Source organism: Trichocoleus sp. FACHB-591, assembly GCF_014695845.1.
GTDB lineage: Bacteria > Cyanobacteriota > Cyanobacteriia > FACHB-46 > FACHB-46 > Trichocoleus.
The window spans coordinates 1-20,227 of record NZ_JACJPA010000122.1 but is presented as its reverse complement, the minus strand read 5'-3'; the positions used below and the strand labels follow the sequence as shown (position 1 = coordinate 20,227).

At 48.6% G+C, this 20,227-nt stretch carries 17 protein-coding genes and 2 pseudogenes; 13 read left to right on the top strand and 6 right to left on the bottom strand.

Translation table 11 applies throughout. The features are described 5' to 3' along the window. The first annotated feature begins 215 nt into the window (after window positions 1-215). Entirely contained in the window at window positions 216-431 is a 216-nt protein-coding gene (locus tag H6F90_RS29355; protein ID WP_190555483.1) for a hypothetical protein, read from the top strand. A 148-nt stretch (window positions 432-579) separates the two neighbouring features. Beyond that, a pseudogene (locus tag H6F90_RS29350) lies at window positions 580-1,573 on the top strand (transposase). A gap of 8 nt (window positions 1,574-1,581) precedes the next feature. Here H6F90_RS29350 and H6F90_RS29345 read toward each other — a convergent pair. Then, entirely contained in the window at window positions 1,582-1,956 is a 375-nt protein-coding gene (locus H6F90_RS29345; RefSeq protein ID WP_190555482.1) for a hypothetical protein, read from the bottom strand. A gap of 177 nt (window positions 1,957-2,133) precedes the next feature. On the opposite strand from H6F90_RS29345, the gene H6F90_RS29340 reads away from it, so the two are divergent. From H6F90_RS29340 to H6F90_RS29330, 3 genes are all read left to right on the top strand, one after another. Beyond that, on the top strand, window positions 2,134-2,370 hold the full coding sequence (locus H6F90_RS29340; RefSeq protein ID WP_190555481.1) for a hypothetical protein: 237 nt from the start codon (window positions 2,134-2,136) through the stop codon (window positions 2,368-2,370). Window positions 2,371-2,466: 96 nt separating this feature from the next. Next, entirely contained in the window at window positions 2,467-2,910 is a 444-nt protein-coding gene (locus H6F90_RS29335) for a hypothetical protein (RefSeq protein WP_190555480.1), read from the top strand. Further along, on the top strand, window positions 2,907-3,944 hold the full coding sequence (locus tag H6F90_RS29330; RefSeq protein WP_190555479.1) for a hypothetical protein: 1,038 nt from the start codon (window positions 2,907-2,909) through the stop codon (window positions 3,942-3,944). The genes H6F90_RS29335 and H6F90_RS29330 overlap by 4 nt, the downstream gene beginning before the upstream one ends. A gap of 93 nt (window positions 3,945-4,037) precedes the next feature. Here H6F90_RS29330 and H6F90_RS29325 read toward each other — a convergent pair whose 3' ends face one another. Further along, window positions 4,038-5,774, bottom strand: a complete 1,737-nt coding sequence (locus H6F90_RS29325) for a diadenylate cyclase (RefSeq protein ID WP_190555478.1) — start codon at window positions 5,772-5,774, stop codon at window positions 4,038-4,040. A gap of 138 nt (window positions 5,775-5,912) precedes the next feature. On the opposite strand from H6F90_RS29325, the gene H6F90_RS29320 reads away from it, so the two are divergent. Continuing rightward, window positions 5,913-6,098 carry a hypothetical protein gene (locus tag H6F90_RS29320; RefSeq protein ID WP_190555477.1) on the top strand — a complete coding sequence of 62 codons (186 nt, stop codon included), beginning with the start codon at window positions 5,913-5,915 and terminating at the stop codon, window positions 6,096-6,098. Window positions 6,099-6,403: 305 nt separating this feature from the next. After that, entirely contained in the window at window positions 6,404-7,336 is a 933-nt protein-coding gene (locus H6F90_RS30310; protein WP_199296267.1) for a hypothetical protein, read from the top strand. A 288-nt stretch (window positions 7,337-7,624) separates the two neighbouring features. On the opposite strand, the gene H6F90_RS29310 is transcribed toward H6F90_RS30310, so the two are convergent. Further along, window positions 7,625-9,820 carry an ATP-binding protein gene (locus H6F90_RS29310; RefSeq protein ID WP_190555476.1) on the bottom strand — a complete coding sequence of 732 codons (2,196 nt, stop codon included), beginning with the start codon at window positions 9,818-9,820 and terminating at the stop codon, window positions 7,625-7,627. Window positions 9,821-10,385: 565 nt separating this feature from the next. Next, window positions 10,386-11,054 carry a hypothetical protein gene (locus H6F90_RS29305; RefSeq protein WP_190555475.1) on the bottom strand — a complete coding sequence of 223 codons (669 nt, stop codon included), beginning with the start codon at window positions 11,052-11,054 and terminating at the stop codon, window positions 10,386-10,388. A 457-nt stretch (window positions 11,055-11,511) separates the two neighbouring features. On the opposite strand from H6F90_RS29305, the gene H6F90_RS29300 reads away from it, so the two are divergent. The 6 genes and pseudogenes from H6F90_RS29300 to H6F90_RS29280 all read left to right on the top strand — a co-directional run bounded on the left by H6F90_RS29300 (window position 11,512) and on the right by H6F90_RS29280 (window position 18,449). Beyond that, complete coding sequence (locus tag H6F90_RS29300) at window positions 11,512-11,757, top strand: hypothetical protein (RefSeq protein WP_190555474.1); 246 nt, start codon at window positions 11,512-11,514, stop codon at window positions 11,755-11,757. A gap of 99 nt (window positions 11,758-11,856) precedes the next feature. Further along, window positions 11,857-13,560: an AAA-like domain-containing protein gene (locus H6F90_RS29295; protein ID WP_190555473.1), complete on the top strand. Its 1,704-nt coding sequence runs from the start codon at window positions 11,857-11,859 to the stop codon at window positions 13,558-13,560. Window positions 13,561-13,613: 53 nt separating this feature from the next. Then, window positions 13,614-14,633: pseudogene (locus H6F90_RS30980) on the top strand (AAA-like domain-containing protein); the annotation flags it as partial. Between the two features lie 66 nt (window positions 14,634-14,699). Further along, the gene (locus tag H6F90_RS30975; RefSeq protein ID WP_370588134.1) at window positions 14,700-16,334 is read left to right on the top strand and encodes a WD40 repeat domain-containing protein; all 1,635 of its coding nucleotides are present in this window, start codon (window positions 14,700-14,702) and stop codon (window positions 16,332-16,334) included. 141 nt (window positions 16,335-16,475) lie between these two features. Beyond that, window positions 16,476-16,622 (top strand): CU044_2847 family protein, encoded by a 147-nt coding sequence (locus H6F90_RS29285; RefSeq protein WP_190555471.1) that lies wholly within the window; start codon window positions 16,476-16,478, stop codon window positions 16,620-16,622. Between the two features lie 447 nt (window positions 16,623-17,069). Then, window positions 17,070-18,449, top strand: a complete 1,380-nt coding sequence (locus H6F90_RS29280) for a hypothetical protein (RefSeq protein WP_199296266.1) — start codon at window positions 17,070-17,072, stop codon at window positions 18,447-18,449. Between the two features lie 278 nt (window positions 18,450-18,727). Here the strand turns inward: H6F90_RS29280 and H6F90_RS29275 are convergent, their stop codons facing one another. Both H6F90_RS29275 and H6F90_RS29270 read right to left on the bottom strand, forming a co-directional pair. Continuing rightward, window positions 18,728-19,111, bottom strand: a complete 384-nt coding sequence (locus H6F90_RS29275; RefSeq protein WP_190555470.1) for a CU044_2847 family protein — start codon at window positions 19,109-19,111, stop codon at window positions 18,728-18,730. A gap of 198 nt (window positions 19,112-19,309) precedes the next feature. Continuing rightward, window positions 19,310-20,227: WD40 repeat domain-containing protein (locus tag H6F90_RS29270; protein ID WP_190555469.1), on the bottom strand; the 918-nt coding region annotated here is incomplete at its 5' end.

The following is a 20,227-nucleotide window of genomic DNA, read 5'->3' as shown; positions in this document are numbered from 1 at the left end:
GTCGGCTCAAATCGGTCGCGTACCAAAGCGGCAGAACGATTTATCAGCTCAAGCATGGGATGCTCTCGGACTACCTGATTGAGCAACTCAAGCACCCGTCCGTACAAACGTCCCTTGCGTAAGTCCTGTTGGAAAAACAAATAAACTCCAATGGGGAGGGTCCAGGGAGGGGGGAACCGAGTTTTCCACAGCCCTGGACCCTCCCGCCAGAGCCTTTGACTTCACCCCCAGCGATCGCCGATGACGATTTAAGCGACGTGATTGTGGGGATTCAAATCCAAGTGAGGCGATTGGGGTGGAGTGTTGAGCAAGTCCATCAATTTATTGCGGATAACTTCCACAGTAAGCGGAGGAGCCAGCTGACGGATGATGAGCTACTGTGTTTGCTCTATCGGCTAAGAACGGACACCTTGAGCGAGGCAAAAAATTGAGGCGATCGCTAAACGATTAGGCTCCAGGGTAGCAACACCCTAGAGCCAATAAGGGGAGTTCCATTAGGAAACGATTGCCCCTACCAAGAGAGGAGCGATCGTTTGTTTATCTACAGGACTTACGCAGAAGCGACTCTAAACTGAAGAAATGAGCTTCACCAAACTAGAGTACTGCCAGTATTTGCTGAGCAGTCCGATCAACTACACCGTCACGAACTTGGCTGACCATCTAGAGGAGATCAGTCATGACCGGATCAACCGCTACCTGCGCGGCGAGAAATTGACCCCACGTTTGTTGTGGGAGAACGTCAAATCCCTGCTGTCCCCCACCGCGAACGCTTATCTTCTGTTTGACGATACCGTTCTAGATAAGCGGTATTCGACCTCAATTGAGCTAACGCGGTGGTAGTACAGTGGCAACGAGCATCGCGTGATTCGAGGTATCGGGTTAGTAAGTTGTGTGTACGTCAATGGCGAAACTGAACAGTTTTGGGTGATTGATTACCGCCTGTATGACCCAGAGGGCGATGGACAGAGCAAGTTAGATCACGTCAGTGACATGCTCAAAGGCGTGGTTTACAGCAAGCAGTTACCATTTAGTACCGTCTTGATGGATAGCTGGTATGCCAATTGATCAGCTAGAGAAGCTCTATTACTGCCCACTCAAGACCAATCGATGCGTGGACGATAGTGGCGGGAGTATGCCCTATGTGCGGATTGATGAATTAGTTTGGCGTGACGAAGAGTTGCAACAAGGCAAGCTCATCAAGGTACGTGGCTTTCCCAAAGATAGGAAGGTGAAACTGTTCCGGGTTACTGTTTCCATTAACAGAACGGAGTTTGTCGCCACCAACGACTTATCTCAAGCCTCAACGAATGCGGTACAAGATGGGTGCGGCATCCGTTGGAAGATTGAAGAGTTTCACCGCGAGTTGAAGCAACTCACTGGAGTCGAAGCGTGTCAGTGTCGCAAAGCTCGAATTCAACGCAATCATATTGCTTGTGCCTTACTCGTTTGGACTCGTCTGAAAACCATTGCTTACAAAACACACAGGACGATTTATCAGATTAAGCATGGAATGCTGTCGAATTACTTGATTGAGCAACTCAAGCACCCATCCGTTCAAATGTCCCTTGCGTAAGTCCTGATCTAGAAGGGGCAACCGTCCTCAGGCGTCCAGGTCTCGCTAATCTTCCAGCAATCATCGAAGTGATTGCGGATGATGCGAGTGATGAAGGCGAAGCGGTCATTATTGGTCACTAAGTCCACGAGCCGTTCATTACCTTGGCAATCTTCAAGCTGGATGATGAGCCGGATGGGCTGTTTAGTAATGGGGCGATCTTCGTCCACCGCTGAGAGGTAGGTGTAGCCATCGACTAGGGAGAGGCTGTCAATTTTGGCTGGAGCAATGGAACGAACTTGCTCTTCTAGATGGGTTTTGAGTTCTAGTTGAGCCGTGGCATGGATATGGCCAAAACCCTGCTCTTCTTCGGTTTGAGCGGGTGCAATAGTTTGAAGTAACATTGATTCAAATCCTTAATAGGGTTTTTCAAAAAGAGGGCATCGTTCGGTTTGGCGACTTGGGCGATCGCCCTCTCTTTATGCCTGCAATGATATCATGACATAGGGATATCTACAGCTCCACAGCTCATGTTAATCTGATGTCTATTAACCGGGTTGATAATCTATTGAGGTAATGAGATGACGATATCAACAGTGCCGAGACCAGAAAGAGCTGAACCCGGAGCATACGGAGAACGGAAACGACCCAAGCAGTTCATGATTACTGATTGGGCTTCCGATGAAATGGATAAGGTTGCTGATGAACTCGGTATTACTCGTTCAGAAGTTTTGGAACGGCTTATCCGCTGTGGTGGATTAGCTGCTGCTAAAAAATACGATTCTGAAGCGGGTCAATGTCGAGACGAATCTGTCTAGTTCTCTCAGTTAGTAGTTGAAGCGATCGCTCAGTTTGCACGCCTTGCGATCGCCCCTGTACTCCACCTCTAGCTGTTAACCACAAGGTGAAGCCCTATGGAATTCTCTCACGAGCTAGCATTAGCTTTAGTTCAGTCTGCTGATTCGTTTCTAATAGATTTTGATGAAGCTTCGCAACGGCTGAGTTATTCATCCAAGCAAAGGGCCTGCAAGAAGCTCATCAACAGCTTTGATAAAGGGACAGACTTTTTAATCAAAGGATTGGAAAGCTCCCCTTGCGGGCGTTCTAGTGAACTGATTGCTTTGACGAGCGACTACCTTAAATCTCTCGGCATGATGGCAGCGACCGGGAAGCTTAAAGAAATCAGTTGCTACTTTCTAGAGTGTAAACGAACTGCTAAAGCACCTTTTGCCAATCAGATTGCCACAGCAGATCCCACTCCAGCACTAGCTCTCCTCTCACCCACCTGCTCGAACTCGAATGATTTGCAGGATGTGCATGAAACAGACCTAGAGCTGCGGGAGGTGCAGCTGAGATGAGCACCTCCCCTAACCTCACATACCTCAAGCTGTGCAAAGAGTACGTCCAAATTACCCAGCGCAACTACTGCGCGGCTAAAATCCTCACCATCATCGAGGGCTGGCAGCAGTGGAAAGCCAAGCACAAGCTGGATGACTGGGTGAGGCTCACCCTAGAACAAATCCGAGAGCACCTGTTTGAGGAGTACAGCATCGAAACCATTCGCCAAGCTTTAGCGAAGCTGACGAACAAACTGCAACTGCTCAAGCGGCGCAACAACCCAAAAGCCAAGTATGACCGAGCCTACCAGTACCAGCTCAACCGGGAGGCTATTGAACAAGCCTTAGCTCAAAAACAGGCTAAAACCCTTACCCCGTCCCATTTAACAAATCTAGGAGATGATGACCTTGATTCTGGGAGTTCATCTCCTAGCTCAGAGGTCATCATCTTCAAAACGAGTGGTGATCATATAGAAATAGATTCCACTCTAGACACCTCAAGAGACACCACAACAACGGAGCCACCCGCCCTCCCTGTTGTTGTGGGTGGAGTGGAAGTTTCCGAGCCAGTAAGCACCCCCCTTCCTGTTAAATCTCAACCCATTCTAAAAGCGTCTGGGTCAGAAGTGGAACAGGTTGCAGAGGACGCTGATTCCGCCGCTGCTCAAACCGCCATCTTTTCAAAAATTGAACAAGCGGGATTTCCGCTGACTCCGCCTTTGAAGGCTGAAGTTCTAGCTGCTCCTCTCCAGGTGGTTACAGATGCTCTGGCTGCTGCCGTTGAGTATCGAGATAGGCATGAGGTGAAGAATCCGATCGGCTTGTTCAGGAATGCGATCGGTCAGTGCTGGAAACCGGGAGCAAGTGAGCATCCCAAAGCCGCAGAACCAGGCTTCAAAGAATGGTTTGACTTGGCTCATAGGCTGAGGCTGGCTACAGCTAGCCAATTGATTGAAGGAGAGCAATACATCCTGACTAATGATGACGAGTGGGAGCCTTGGGGTTTCTTAGCTGCTGCATTTCCGATCGCACGGCTTAGTCAGATGTTGGCTTGATACTGTGACTGGATAACACTTCTAGTCAGCGGTTGCCCAGAACTGTGCACTTCCACACACAGCGTCAGTCAACCTACTGCTAGAGCGTTCTTATTAGACTTCATCAAGGTAATAAGACGCGTTCATCTCCGGATGTGGCTTGAAGGCACGCGGAATGTAACGCAACTCTCCTACATCTTGAGGCTCAGCTTTAATACGCGAAAGCTCAGCATTAGTAACCTCACATTGCTCTGAGGTCAAATAAAACTTGTGCTTCTCGAGCCATGACAGAGTTTTGTGATAGTTGTCAGCGGTTAAGCTCCTCAATAGCTCTACATGAAATTCGACCTCTTGCTTTCTAATTTGAGGTCGTAAAGTCGGAACCATATTTACATAACCATCTTCTGAGACGACAAGGCAAACAGTGGGAGCCTGAGAAGATGTTATATAGCGCAAGGCGGAGTTGTATCGTGCTCCTCTTGAAGGATCGCCTATTCCCGTAGCTATGCCGTCCAGAATGACGCCAATGGCATGGCAATTGCAATCGCGATCGACCAGAATGGCTCCATCAATCCCACTAATGCGCGCTACTAATGCCGAATTTAGCTTGATGGGTTCAACTGCAATGGCTTGAGAACTTAGCCTTTGTGCCTCACTTGATGCTGCATCAGATACAACAAGCATGGTTCCATGACGTTGATCCATTGCAGCAAAAACGGCGTCCCACAGCACTTCACCTTGTTTTGGTGTCAGGCCAGGAAGAACCCTTCTTATATTCGAGAAAAATGCTCTCTCAGTCAGTCTTGGTTGTGGTACGGAGGGGACACCAAAAGCACAGTTCATCAACAAAGTGTCATTCACATAGAGCGCCCATCGATAGTGGCCAGTAAAGACAGCTTTAAAGACAGGAGTATCTCCGGAATCTGTGAGTGAGCCGAAGCCTACAATACCTCCGCTTCCTTGGCAGATACAGCCAAGCCGATTGTCAGAAATCTCGACTACTTTGCGAACAAGTCTATGGGAGCCTAGATGAATAGATTGAAGGAAGACTGCATCGTAGTGAAGAGATGGCAAATCTGGAGGTGCAAAAATTATCGTGCCAAGAGTTTCACCCCCCTCGTAGCGCAGTTCCGATATTTTGTTTAGATTCTCGAATACCTCATCTAGCATGAAATCTTTGAGAGCTAGGGGAATTGCATTACAGAGAGTTTGACCTGCTTTGCGAAGGAGACCCGAAAGCTCACTATCAAAGGTATTAAAGAAGCGACCAGGCTCTTTTGTACCAAGCTCATCAGATACCTCTGCAAGAAGGTGGCTGATCAATGCTTGAACTATTCCAACACTGGAACTCCATCCCTGAAACTGAATTGGCTTGACAAGCTGGGGTAAGGCATCAAGATCCAATTGTGCGACTTGTAGAATCGGAGCTACATGAAAATTGCCAAGGCGGACAGGTACACCACAAAATGAATGGGTCTCGTTGTCAAAGTCGATTCTGCTTAAAACTTCCTCAATTGCTTCTTGAACCGATTTGCGACGTATGTTTTCAGGCTTATCCCGCATTCTCGGTTCATCACCATAAAACATATGTTGATCTGGATGATTGGTAAATATTTCGCCTGCGCGTTTGTGAATACCCTGGAATATGGATATATCCCACTCTTCGTCTTCAGGCTCAATACATACTGGGTGATCTTTTGAAACTTCTGGCAAGCGAACACCGACCAAGAGTGCTTTGACTGGAATATTTGCACCCAGTTCCACAAGCGCTTTCTTTGCGCGGCTCTCGATTTGGCTCCGAAAGTGCGACTGGTAGGGCCACATGAAGTATGTGGGGGCAATTTGCTTCATTTTTACTCAGCGGGGTGTCCGTGCTCGTAAGCAGTCTAACTATTCTGTGGCTGAATCCTTCCATATAGTAGGCTTTTTGAAGAGATGGTGGCACGGTTCCGTATATGTCCACAACCAGTACAGCCTGCAAGGCCACCATTGAAAACTAAGAGGCGATCGCGGCTTCACTTCACTAGGCGATCGCCCCTCACCCCACTAAAACCGATCGCCTTACCAAGGGCTCAGCCCAAAATCAAAAATTTTCTGAATCTCAAAGCTTGGCCTAGGTTCTGCGTCACCAGAGCGATCGTCTTTTGCAGTTCACCAGAGCGATCGCTGCTTTGAAAATAGAAGACTATGCGGGTGGTTGAGTAACAGGACGCGGAACGAGCTGAACCTGATAGCCCAATCGCTCGAATTGTTGTTGCAGTTTCTTCAAACGTTGTGCTTGAGAGCGTTACCCAGTGTCGCTAACACGGTAATCCCGATAGGGCTGATGCTGCTTCAGCATGTGATAGACCACAATCAACCATCGATGAGCTACGGCAACAATTGCTCGCTTGTGTCCTGTAATTAGGTCCTGGACCTAAGATATCACCCAAAAAACAGCGTTTCTCCTGAGAGAAAGATAGTAGAGTGTTGAATCCAACATGATTGACTACCTTTTTCATCACCGTTTAACTCAATGCTTAGTTTCTACTAAACCCCCTGCTTCTTCACAACAGCAGCAGCTAAACGCAAATCACTTGTCAAAGCGGCAGCAAAAAACGTTGCAGATAGCGCTGTGGGCAGAGGAAAAGCTGGATGAAGAGGTTGCACCTCAAGTGAAACAACTGTTGTTGCGGGCTTTTGCTGTTTATAGACGACGCGATCGCCTAAGCGCAGATACTTTAGCTCGGTATCGTCATCACCTCAAACAACAGTTTAGGGAGTGCCTCACTCAAACAGAGCATCAGCATTTGAGGCGATCGCCCCTCTGCTTCACCAGGTTTCCTTATTATCTTTCACTGTTGTTAGACGAACCCTCCCACACACCACTCGTTGCTCAGAAAACCCAGAATCAACGATTGATGTCAGACATTTCTGGAAAAGGGCAGTTCGCCCTTTGGTGGACTCACCATCATAGAAATCTGCTGGCTCTGGTGAAAGTTGGGCTCGCAAATTGCACCAATCATGCCAAAACAGTAAAGCTTAAGCAGGGACTGGGCAGTATCAGCCTGATTCCCATCAAAATCGGTAAGAGAGGGGTCAAAGTTCGAAACGTTTGGATTCACTATCACGACCTCTATCACCTTGAAGTTGCCCAGCTCGATCGCATTCAGATGGGAAACTATTGGGTGAGTGGTGTTAACGGCATTAATGGGCGGGTCTTTCATGACGCTCCCATTGTGGAGGAATACGACAGCTTTTTGGATGAAGCCCGAATTGCTATCCACGAAAGCCTCACACGTCCTTCCGCTTTCAGCCAACTCAAACTGCTTTGCTGGCTAGGATTGCTACTCATACAGGGGATTAATCCTTGGGCCGTAATCATCCGTCACACGAAAAGCCTGAAAAAGAAGCAGGCAGAGCTTTGGCTATAGCTTCTACCCGTGAGTACTCTGGGATGTAGTTAAACTCAGCGGAGCAGTCACCCACCCCACAAGGAATAATTTGGCACCCTTGCCAGAGTTTTGAAAAACCGGCGATCGCCTCTGGCCCTTTACTAAAGCGATCGCCCCTATAACTTTTTCCCTTTGGGGAACGCAACCTCATTCACTGAACTGCTGCTCATCCCTGCTAGTTGTCCAAGGTTTGGACATCTGCTTGCAGTAGCTCTGGGGTTAAAAGGCGATCGCCCTTGTGAAAACAGATAGAGGGGCGATGAGCAGCTAAGGTGCTTGCTGCACGGCTTGGCGGAGTGGGATTTGAATGATGAACTCAGTGCCTCTGCCAGGCGTTGAAATGCACTCTAATCTGCCCCGATGTTTTTCGGTGATGATTTGGTAGCTAATCGACATCCCCATCCCAGTGCCTTTCCCCAATGCCTTGGTCGTGAAGAAGGGATCAAAGATGCGTTTTTGCACCGCTTGAGCAATCCCCACTCCGTTGTCCGCGATCGCCACTTCTATCCAGCCAGCATCAACCATTGATGTGCGGATGGTAATGCGGCTGGGATGGTCCTTTAGCTCTTGATAAGGGCGCTTTGCGTTGGTTTCCTCGATCGCATCAATGGCATTGACCAAGATGTTCATAAACACTTGGTTGAGCTGCCCGGCGTAGCATTCAACCAGGGGTAGCTTCGCGTAGTGTTTGACAATCTCGATTTCTGGCTGTTCGGGTCTGGCTTTAAGGCGATGTTGCAAAATCATCAGGGTGCTGTCGATGCCTTCATGAACATCGACTGCCTTAAATTCCGCCTCATCCATGCGCGAGAAGTTACGTAAGGAGAGGATAATCTGGCGAATGCGATCGGTTCCTAGTTGCATCGAAGCCAGCATTTTTGGCAAGTCTGCCTGCAAAAACTCCAGATCGATATCTTCAGCCGCCGATTGAATTTCAGGGGCAGGGCGAGGATAGTGCTGCTGATACAAATGCACAAATTCTAATAAATCCTCTGTGTACTCCTGAACATGAGTCAGATTGCCGTGGATGAAGTTAACCGGATTGTTGATTTCATGAGCCACCCCAGCCACGAGTTGCCCGAGACTCGACATTTTCTCACCTTGCACCACTTGAGCCTGAGTTCGCTGCAATTCTGCCAAGGCATTCTTGAGTTCAGCCGTGCGTTCATCAACCCGCCCTTCTAGGACTTCCTTGCTGTGCTCTAAGGCCGTGAATAACTCCCTCAGTCGTCCTGCCATGTGGTTGAAGGAGTGGGAGAGGGTATTGAGTTCTTGAATATTGCTGGCTGGCACCGTTTGCTCTAGATTGCCAGAGGCCATCGCTTCACTGGCTTGATTCAGACGCAGAATCGGATGAACCAGCCAACGAGAGGTGAACAACCCTATGCCAATGGCACCCACCAAGGCACCGAAGCAGAGCGCGATTGTGGTACGGGTATTGGCATTGATCTGGGCCATAAATGCGGTTTCTGGCACACTGGTGACCACCAGCCAATCCAAGCCATACGGATCGCGCCAAGGTCTAACATCGATAAAATACGGCTCTCCCTGCACGTCAAGCTGAAAGTCTGTGTCTCCAGTAATCGACCCAAACCCTTTGGAAGATTGAATGTGCTTAGCAATAGTTTGAATAATGGGGCTAGGACTATCAGTTGCCTGCACCCGTTTAATGTCTTTTTTGACGAGGGTGAAGGGCTTTTCTGTGCCAGAGCTGGCAATCAAAGTGCCATCGCGCTCCATAATAAACACCTGCCCAGACTGACTAATCTCCAAACTATGTAAGAAGTCGCTGAGTTTTAGTAGGTGAATATCCGCTGCGATCATCCCCAACAAGCGATTTTGGGAGTCATAGATGGGGCGACTGGCAGAGGCAGCGATGTAGGGCGTGGGAAGATTCAACGCAGTAATCTTGGCCCAAATCGGTTTGCCAGCAGCAATGGGTTCGGTATACCAGGTCTCCTTAAAGTTGTCCCAATCCCAGCGATCGCTCACTTGGGTACGGTTGCCTTGGCTATCAACCGCGTAATTTGTGAGATTGTTGGGCAGTGTTGCGGTCCAATCATCAACAGTAATGGTTTTGCCATCGTAGCGAGCCGCTCCCACTCCCTCCCCAGTCGTTAAGCCAATGCCAATGTAAGTCAGGTCATACGCTTGCATCTGATCCCAGAAATATTTCCCCACCACTTCGCGATCGCGCACATCGAGCATGCCTCGGCGAATCACATCAGCATTGAGTTGGTTGAGGATTTGAGGAATGGCCAGATAGGACTTCAGGCGTTCATCAACCACATCGCTGGTGCGATCGAGCAATTGTTCTGCCAGATCGTTGACCGCACTCTGGCCGTTTTTGAAAGACAAATAACCGACGAAACCGACAGCGGCAAAAATCTGGAGGACGAAGGGAACGACGAGAACAAGTTGTAATGGAAACGTCTTGTCTCTGAGGAAATACTGGCTTTTCATATATAAAGGTAATTTTTATTAAGCTCTAGCCCATTAAAAAATGCCCAGGATCGTCACACAGCTAACGCTTACAAAACCTTGCCAAAGTGCCTATACCGTCGGTAATTGAGTGGAGTTGTCGCCCTTATTTACATGTCACTAGAAGTTGCGATTAATACTAGGGCTGCATGCAAACTGCATAAATCTGCGGTGCAGACGAATCTTCGTTTTTGTCTATCATTAGCTATTTGCTTTTGAATTTGCGCGATTGCCTCTGGCCCTTTACTAAAGCGATCGCCCCTCTAACTTTTCCCAAGTGGGGAACGCAACCTCATCAATGAACTGCTGCTCATCCCTGCTAGTTGTCCAGAATTTGGACATCGCTTGGAACGCAATGTTTACCGCGATGAGGATGAGTGGAAACCTGGGGTTTCTTGGTGGCTGCTTTCGCGATCGCACGATTAAGCAGGATGCCGGCTTGATCAGTGGGCTAGTATCGATTGCCGTCAGCGGCGACAAACTCTTGCCACTAGCCTTGCCTATTTGTAAGGCTGCTGCATGGTGCTTGTTAAGTGGCGAGTTTGCGCTACCAACTCAGGATAAGGGGCAACCTAGGGCGAAAATCTACTTGATGCCCCTGCACTTCCCAATCAAAGCCAAGCTCCACGCAATACTCTACTCCAACTCGTACCCTGACCTGATTGGTGTCAATCACCGCTTGAAATTCTGGTGATGGATTATCTGCGGTAGGACTGACCAACTCTATACGAGTTATTTCGCGCAAACCAACATGATGCTTTAGAGGCTGTGCCTTTTCAGTTTGGTATTGATCTGGACGTTTACCAAATGGAGTCTGAAAGAGCATCGGTTCTGTTAGCACACTACTATTTGTACCTACTGCGATACTCAGTGTGTCAGACAGATAAGGTGGACGATATGCCCAACTGGAAAAGGCAACAGTGTCACCATCACTTGTCCCTGGACGCAAACAGACTCCAAAGGGACATGTGTTAGCCCGATTTATCCATCGCTCCCAAAGACGAGTAGGGCGAATGAGCTCTGATTTCGCCTCTTCTGTGTTGTGAACCCACAACAGTTCCAACATCGCGTTGTGAAAAAAGAAACGGCGATTGTCCGTGCCTTGCCCAGGATGTGTATTAGATGTCCCCTCTACTAAACCGAATGATACTAAACGATCAGCTTCGCGAGCACCAATATCAGTACAGATAAAGAGATGATCAAATTCAAACCCCATAGTTTCAAAGCTAGTTAAGGATAAGTTTACTCAGCTCTCAAGTTTAATGAGTCTAATAGATAAACCCCAAGTACCATCAACACCAATGACCCAAGCTACTTGACTATTAATTAAGCGGAACTACGTCGAGCTAATTTCTTTATAGAGCAGACAGGCCGAAAATCATCAGCCTAATTCCTCAATGAGATGATTAGGCTGATGATTATTCTGTATAACACCCTAATGAAGCTGATTGCACGGAATTGTTCAGCACTGCTTCAGGCTAATTTCCTTCGCCCCTCTGCCTAAGATGGCAAGAACCGGATTAGATCGAATTTGATGGGAGGCGCGATCCTCCAGTAACCACGGCAACAACTCAAAGAGCCTTCCCAGAGGCATGAGGGCACCTTAAAGGTCAGGCGATCGCACGACTAAGGGGGCAAAGACTTAGTAGCGCGATCGCCTTTGTGGGTGGGTCGTGCAGAACATTCAAAAATTTGAACCAGTAAATGGTCGTCTAGTCGCAGGGTATGACTTGGTTGCAATCTGTTGGTGCATGCAGGAAACAGCTCTGATTGCATCTGAGGTTAGTAGCGCCCATATCGACAGAATTAGAGCGATCGCAGTTATAGAAGATTCGCGATCGCTCTCTGCTTTCTTTCTCAATCCAATCACACAGATGGGTGAATCAAAGGATATGACTGATTGTTACTTAATGTTGTAGGACTACTTTTCGCTACAGTCTTAAGCAATTATCAGTGTAAAGATAACTCTAGATATCTATGAAAAGTTAAACAACATACCTAAATAGGAATGGCTGTGCATGATTAGCCCCCGCAAGCACAAAAAAACCATTCTGTTTTTGGCAGCTAACCCCAAGGCTTCTACTCCACTCCGGCTAGGAGAAGAAGTCAATGAGATTGATGAGGGTTTGCAGCGCTCCAAGCAGCGCAACAAGTTTCAATTGGAACAGAAGTGGGCAGTCACTCCACGTGAAATGCGACGAGCTGTGTTGGAATTAGAACCACAGATCGTGCATTTCTCAGGACATGGAGTTGGGGAAGGCGGTTTAGCGCTAGAGGATGAATCCGGTCAAGTAAAATTGGTCAGTGCTAAGGCTTTAGCAAGTTTGTTTGATTTATTTAAGGAGCAGGTCGAGTGCGTTGTCCTGAATGCTTGCTATTCCGAATTGCAAGCCAAGGCGATCGCCCGTCATATTCCCTACGTGATCGGAATGAGCCAAGAAGTGGGGGATCAGGCAGCCCGAGAATTTGCTGTCGAGTTTTATGATGCCTTAGCGAGTGGGAGATCGATTGAGTTTGCCTATGACTATGGCTGCACTAGTATCAGCATGGAGGGCATTCCAGAGGAACTGACTCCTGTCCTCAAGAAGCAATCAGAGATACTCGCTGAACCTGAACCCGTTCAAGAAGTGAATGAGGGTAGTGAAGCAGCTCCTCTAGTAGCGTTAGAAGCCTTGCGATCGCTACAGATGGTTTCGAGTTCTTTTCTGGAGACACCGGAGGGTTCTGTTAGTTTGGAGTCGCCTCTTTATGTCGAGCGCCCGCCGATTGAATCCAGTTGCTATCAAGAAATCCTTAAGCCAGGGGCTTTGATTCGGGTCAAGGCACCTCGGCAGATGGGTAAATCGTCTTTAATGCAGCGGATTTTGTATCAAGCAGAGCAGCAGGGCCATCGAGTGGTTTATCTGAATTTGCAATCAGTGGATAGCGAGTTCCTAAATAATATCGACCAGTTTCTGCAATGGTTCTGCGCTAGCGTGACAAATGAGCTAAACCTAGACGATCGTCTCAGTGAGCTGTGGAAAGGGGTGCTGGGCAGCAAAAACAAATGCACCAACTACTTCCATCGTTACCTGTTCACAACGCTGAACGAACCTTTGACGTTGGGGCTAGATGAGGTAGACCAAGTCTTTCAACACTTGGAGGTGGCTCAAGACTTTTTTGGATTACTACGCTTCTGGCATGAGAAAAGCAAGAACGATCCCACTTGGCAGAAATTCCGCTTGGTGATTGCTCATTCCAGGGAGGTGTACATTCCTCTAAACATCAATCAATCACCGTTTAACGTTGGATTGCCCATTGAGTTACCAAAGTTGAGCCAGACTCAGGTGAGCGACTTAGTGCAGCGACATGGCTTGGGTTGGTTCAGCTCCGAAATTGATCAACTTAGGAGCATGGTGGATGGGCACCCTTATTTAGTTCGCAGAGCGCTGTATGAAATTGCGAAAGGCAATCTAACGCTGGAGAAATTCCTGGCGATCGCCCCAACAGAGGAAGGGCTTTACAGCGACCATCTGCGACGGCATCTGGAGAACCTGCGGAATGACCTGCAGTTGGAGGCAGCGATGAAACAAGTCGTTATGGCCGAGGGACCCGTGCGAATAGAGTCGAGTCTAGGCTTTAAGCTGCACAGTATGGGATTGGTGGAGCGGCGAGGCAATGATGTCTTGCCCCTGTGCAACCTCTACCAAATTTACTTCCGCGATCGCCTGGGAGTAGGCTGATGAACCCAATTTTGCCAAGCCATAGTGATTATTAAGTTGGGGGAAGCTTACCACTTGATGCAACGAATTATGTAACCCGGCAAGCCGACCAAGAGTTTTATGAAGGATTGAAAGCAGGCGAGTTCTGTTATGTCTTGAACTCACGGCAAATGGGCAAGTCTAGCTTGCGTGTACGGACGATGCACCGCTTGAAACAAGCAGGATTTGCCTGTGCTGCGATCGACATTACTTCGATTGGGGCAGCGGACACAACGGTAGAACAGTGGTACGCCGGACTCATTGATTACTTAGTCACTGACTTGAACCTGTATGCCCAGCTTGATCTCAATGATTGGTGGCAGCAGCAGGAGTTACTTTCTCCAGTGCAACGCTTCAGCAAGTTTATTAGTGAAGTCTTGCTCGTCCTCGTACCGCAAAGCATTGTTGTGTTTGTTGATGAGATCGATAGTGTATTGACACTGCCCTTTAACCAAGATGACTTTTTTGCGGTCATTCGAGACTGTTATAACCGTCGAGCCGATCAGCCTGCTTATAATCGCCTGACCTTTGCCTTGATTGGGGTTGCCACTCCCTCAGATCTAATTCAAGATCGCCGTCGGACGCCTTTTAATATTGGTCGGGCTATCGAGTTGACAGGGTTTCAACTTGCCGAAGCTCAACCTTTGAAACTGGGATTAGCAGAACGCGCCACTGATCCTCAAGCAGTACTCCGAACCATTCTAGATTGGACAGGGGGACAGCCATTTTTGACCCAAAAGCTATGTAAGCTGGTGCGCCAGGTAGAAACAGAAATCCCCGTTGGAAAAGAAGCCCACTGGGTGACAGAGCTAGTGCGCTGTAAAGTGATTGACAACTGGGAAGCTCAAGATCAGCCAGAGCATTTACGCACTATTCGTGATCGCCTTCTCTACAGTGGCAGCCAAAATACGGGACGCTTGTTGGGGCTATATCAGCAGATTTTGCAGCAGGAAGGGCTGACAGCAGATGACAGCCTGGAGCAGATGAAACTGCGGTTGACGGGGTTGGTGGTGAAGCAGCAGGGCAAGCTTCAGGTTTACAACCAAATCTATGCCACTGTGTTTAGTGCCACTTGGCTAGAGGAGGTGTTGGCTGAGTTGCGTCCCTATACCGAGTCAATCATGGCTTGGGAGAAGTCAGGACGGCAGGATGAGTCACGATTGCTGCAAGGGGAGGCCCTACGAGAAGCTCAAGTTTGGGCAGTAGGTAAAAGCCTGAGTGATCTAGATTTCCAGTTTCTCAGAGCTAGTGAGAACTTGAGCAATCGAGCGATCCAAGCAGCGCTGGAGGCAGAACGGCAAGCCAATCAACTGTTAAGTCAGGCTAGCGAGGAAGCTCAGCAAACTCTGCAAGCAGCGCTGGAGGCAGAACAACAAGCTAAGCAGACAGCTCAACAGACCTTAACAAAAGCGAGCCGCCGAGCTGTGTTTGTCAGCAGTCTAGGCATGGCTGCGATGGTAATGTCGTTGATTGTGGCACAAAAAGCTCAAGACAAAACTGTGGCTGCTGAGGCAACCCTAGCAGCCACAAATGTACGGTTGGTGGTTGCTGCCTCCAGAGAAGAAGTTCTAGCTGGTAAACCGTTTGTAGGATTGTTGAAAGCTTTAGAGGCTGCTCAGCAACTTAAAAAGTTATCTAAGACATTTCAAGATGATAAAACTCAGTCTCAAGTGATAGCGGCCTTGCAAGCTGGATATGGAGTGAGTGAACGCAACTCCTTAGAAGGGCATGAGTCTGTGGTTTCGAGCGTGAGTTTCAGCCCAGATGGGAAGACGATAGCTTCGGCAAGTGCTGACAAAACGGTCAAGTTGTGGAATGCCACAAGTGGCAAAGTAGTCAATACGCTAAGAGGGCATGAGTCTGTGGTTTCGAGCGTGAGTTTCAGCCCAGATGGGAAGACGATAGCTTCGGCCAGTAGAGACGACACGATCAAGCTGTGGGATGCCACAAGTGGCAAAGTACTCAACACGCTAAGAGGGCATGAGTCTGTGGTTTCGAGCGTGAGCTTTAGCCCAGATGGGAAGACGATAGCTTCGGCGAGTGACGACAAAACGGTCAAGTTGTGGAATGCCACAAGTGGCAAAGTAGTCAATACGCTAAGAGGGCATGAGCGTGAGCTCTTGGGCGTGAGTTTTAGCCCAGATGGGAAGACGATAGCTTCGACGAGCTGGGATGACACAGTCAAGTTGTGGGATGCCACAAGTGGCAAAGTAGTCAACACACTAAGAGGGCATGAGCCTGTGGTTTGGAGCGTGAGTTTCAGCCCAGATGGGAAGACGATAGCTTCGGCCAGTAGAGACGACACGATCAAGCTGTGGGTTGCCTCGAGTGGTCAATTGCTGAACACCTTAGAAGGACATGAGTCTGATGTCTTTAGCGTGAGCTTCAGTCCAGATGGGAAGACGATAGCTTCGGCAAGTGCTGACGACACGATCAAGCTGTGGGATGTCTCGAGTGGTCAATTACTCAGTACGCTAAAAGGGCATGAGTATGAGTCTCTGGTCTTGAGCGTAAGTTTCAGCCCGGATGGGAAGACGATAGCTTCGGCCCATGCTGACAACATGATTAGGCTGTGGTTGTTGGATGTTGATCAACTCATAGCAATGAATTGTGATTTGATTCATGCTTATCTCATCACCCACGAAAACAAGGCTCACTTCTGTAACGCTATTCCTCCCGCAATCAATAAGGAGCAACGCCTTAATGGCACACCTCACTCCACTCACATTAAAGGATGGCATCACTCTCTATATTGAATCCAGTGATCCAATTAGTTTTACTACTAACGCTTCTCCTTTCATCCCAGACAACAACCCTAAACGGGGGTTATTTCCAAGTACTTCTCTTCTACCTGTAAGCCGGAGCTTTCAAGCTATCGAGAATACTATCACTCCTATATGGTCTACACCCTAAGAGCCTTTAAGAATGTCGCGATCGCCGAAGTCAGCGAAGTTACTCCTAAGTTTGAAGTTAACGTTGATATCCAGGCAGGCTTGCCTTACATTGCCAATGACAAAACGAGATGTAGCACCGAAGTCGCATGAAATGCGTCTTTTCATCAAGCAGCAGACAGAGAAGTAAGTCAGTCTATTGGTCTGTGAACCTTTAGCTGATGGTAGAGCTAACGCAGTTACGTCTTTGCACTAGGTCTTTTTGAGAGTTGCTCTCTTGCAGCAAGCCATAGATTTGCTAATCGAGTTCCACATTATCTTGGTATGTCAGCATTAACCCATATTCCCGACTATCTTTATGTTTCTTCTGCATCTGCTAACGAATGAGGAAAACCGCTCAATAGCTTGCAAAAGAGCCGATCGCGCTGGGGGCGGTCTGTGGAATTCTGGTTTAAAAGGTACCCTTTCGGGTGCTGCCAAAGCTCTTCTTACTTTTTAGATTTGAGACACAAGGCATAGACAGCAGTTCCGCCTTGACTACGCCTTGAACATTGCTGTCTACATAGTCCCTAGAATCTTGGTCTACAAAGGAGCAACACTGTGCCTACTATTATTGGTGCGATAAGAGATAAGTGGATGTCTATAGGAGGGAACAGCTCTTTCCTAGGTGCACCACAGACCGACGAACTAGGATGTCCTGATGGAGTGGGTCGCTTCAACCACTTTCAAGGTGGCTCAATCTATTGGACTCCTGCGACTGGAGCCCAACTAATCTACGGTTCCATTCGAGAAAAATGGGCTTCGATGGGCTGGGAAACCTCCCTCTTAGGCTACCCTGTGACCGATGAGCTAGGGTGCCCTGATGGAGTGGGTCGCTTCAACCACTTCCAGGGCGGCTCAATCTACTGGACTCCTCAGACTGGAGCCCAACTAATCTACGGTTCCATTCGAGAAAAATGGGCTTCGATGGGCTGGGAAACCTCTCTCTTAGGCTACCCTGTGACTGATGAACTAGGATGTCCTGATGGGGTGGGTCGATTCAACCACTTCCAGGGTGGGTCAATCTATTGGACTCCAAATACTGGAGCCCAACTAATCTACGGTTCCATTCGAGAAAAATGGGCTTCGATGGGCTGGGAAAATTCATTCTTAGGCTATCCCGTGACTGATGAACTAGGGTGCCCTGATGGAGTGGGTCGATTCAACCACTTCCAAGGCGGCTCAATCTACTGGACCCCGAATACTGGGGCACATTTTGTTCTAGGTGCTATTCGAGATGCTTGGGCATCCCAAGGCTGGGAAACGGGCAGTTTGGGTTATCCTCGCACTGATGAATTAGTGACAGAAGGCACCAATGGCCAAGGTAGACATAGCATCTTTGAGGGCGGAGAAATTTACTGGACCCCTGCAGGTGGAGCGAAAGTAAAACTCTATCAAACTAACGTAGAAATTTGGTTCTCAGGCTTCCGTTGCCTAAACGAATCCAGTGAATGGTCAGGTAGCGATGAGCCTTATATGTTCTTAGGCGTTTCTACTTCTGGACAAGCGCAGACACCTCATGAAACTGGGGTGATTTCGGTAGATAAGGGTACTGTTATCCGCTCTGCAACTAGGCTGTACTCCGGTGTCGCAGAGGATGTCATTTTGGCAGTGGTAATCCGTGAGCTTGATGAAGGTGACCCGCATGCTTTTTCTGGAGCTTTCAGGTCAATTCTAGAGGTAGGTAATACTGCGCTTAAACTTAAGACGGGTGCTTCAGTCCCTAGCGAGGTTGTTAAACTCATATCCAATAAACTGAGTGAGTTGGTTGGTGCAGGGGATGATGATGTAGGCAGACGTGCTGAATTGCTAACAAAGGATAATTTGATTCGGATGGCAAGGCAAGCTGAGAGTGGCGACCCCGTAGCTGATTTCACTTGGGACTTGGGCAGTGATAGTGAAGGAATCTATCGCCTATATTTCTTTGTTCGGAAGGTTTAAGGGCATCAGTGCGATCGCATCTACAACGTATTAGATCCTGTCCTTTAAGAAACATTCATCAGTGTTTAAGCATAGCTATAGGGTTGAGTTGAGCCTGTAGCTATGCTTGTAAACCTTATATAGCAGGAGATCTAGCATTTAGCTGTTATGTTGCGGCCTTTGATCAGCGGAGTTGAAACTAAGCCTATCTACATCAACTGTGTTCCTCAGTGTAAGCAGGCAATTAGGAGCTGTAGCAGACAGGGCACACCCATGAGAGGCAGAATTGTAAGTTCTGGTTAATCAGCTTTTTTAGGAAACTCGCATTTGACGGTGATTTCCATACTACAGCCGCCTTTGGCATTGGCAATGTAGGGAATGCCTGCTTCACTGCTGATGTTCACGCCAAACTTAAGAGTAACTTCGCTGACCTCGGCGATCGCGACATTCTTAAAAGCATTGAGGGTGTAGGTGGTATAGGCCCGAATGGTATGCTCGATCGCTTGGAAGGTTTGAGTTTGTTTTTTAGCAGGTGTCTCAAAGACAATGCCACCGCCACGCTTGATATCATTCTCAACCGATGGGTTAGGAACAACTACGTCAGGTGTTGAACTGGAACGGTCGATCGCTTCGATATAGATCGTAGTTCCGTCTTCGAGGGTAATTGGGGTAAGTTGTCCCATTAGTATTTAACGGCTACAGTTTTTCAGTTACAGTTTAGCCCTGGTCCGAACTGAATCCAAAGCGTAAGCTGCTCGTGCTTGATGGAACTGATGCGGTCGATCCTTAAACAGGCATCAGGGGTGAAGTAGGCGTAACCTTCAGGAACGGTCATCACCCATACTTCCTATGGATTCCGCCTTGGATGTATCGTACGAATTTTACCGAGCTTTCTTGGACTGAGCCGCTTTAGCTAGTTCCTGGGCGCGGGCTACTGGATCAAAGGTAAGGTGAGGGTCCCATTTTTGGGCAGTTTTGAGTCCCTGGATGGCCGCCTCAATTTTACCAGAACGAGCGAGCTCTTCGCTGTCGGCAACGAGGTTAGGGGCAGCGGCGCGGAGCCGTTCCGGAGTTTGACAAGTGGGTAGATTTTGCAGGGTTTGCGGTGTTGTAATCAAATAATTGTGCAACCAAGTGCAGCCCCGCGCCAGCAAGCTATCCAAGTTTTCCACTGGCCACACCCGGGCTGTCTTGTCATTTGATGCAGTGACGATGCGCTTGCCATCCGGGCTGAACTGCGCTGCAGTAACACGAGCTCCATGACCTGTGAGTTTAGCAATTTCCTGACCACTCTGGGCATCCCACACCCGGGCTGTCTTGTCATATGAAGCAGTGACGATGCGCTTGCCATCCGGGCTGAACTGCACCTCCCTGACACTAGATTCATGACCCGCGAGTTTGGCAATTTCCTGACCACTCTGGGCATCCCACACCCGCGCCGTTTTATCATCTGATGCAGTGACGATGTGTTTGCCATCCGGGCTAAACTGCACCGCATTGACCCAGTCTTCATGACCTGTGAGTTTGGCAACTTCCTGACCACTCTGGGCATCCCACACCTGGGCTGTATCGTCATATGAAGCAGTGACGATGTGCTTGCCATCCGGGCTGAACTGCGCCGCAATGACAATGAATTCATGACCCGCGAGTTTGGCAATTTCCTGACCACTCTGGGCATCCCACACCCGGGCTGTATCGTCATCCGAAGCAGTGACGATGCGCTTGCCATCCGGGCTGAACTGCACCTCCCTGACACTAGATTCATGACCCGCGAGTTTGGCAACTTCCTGACCACTCTG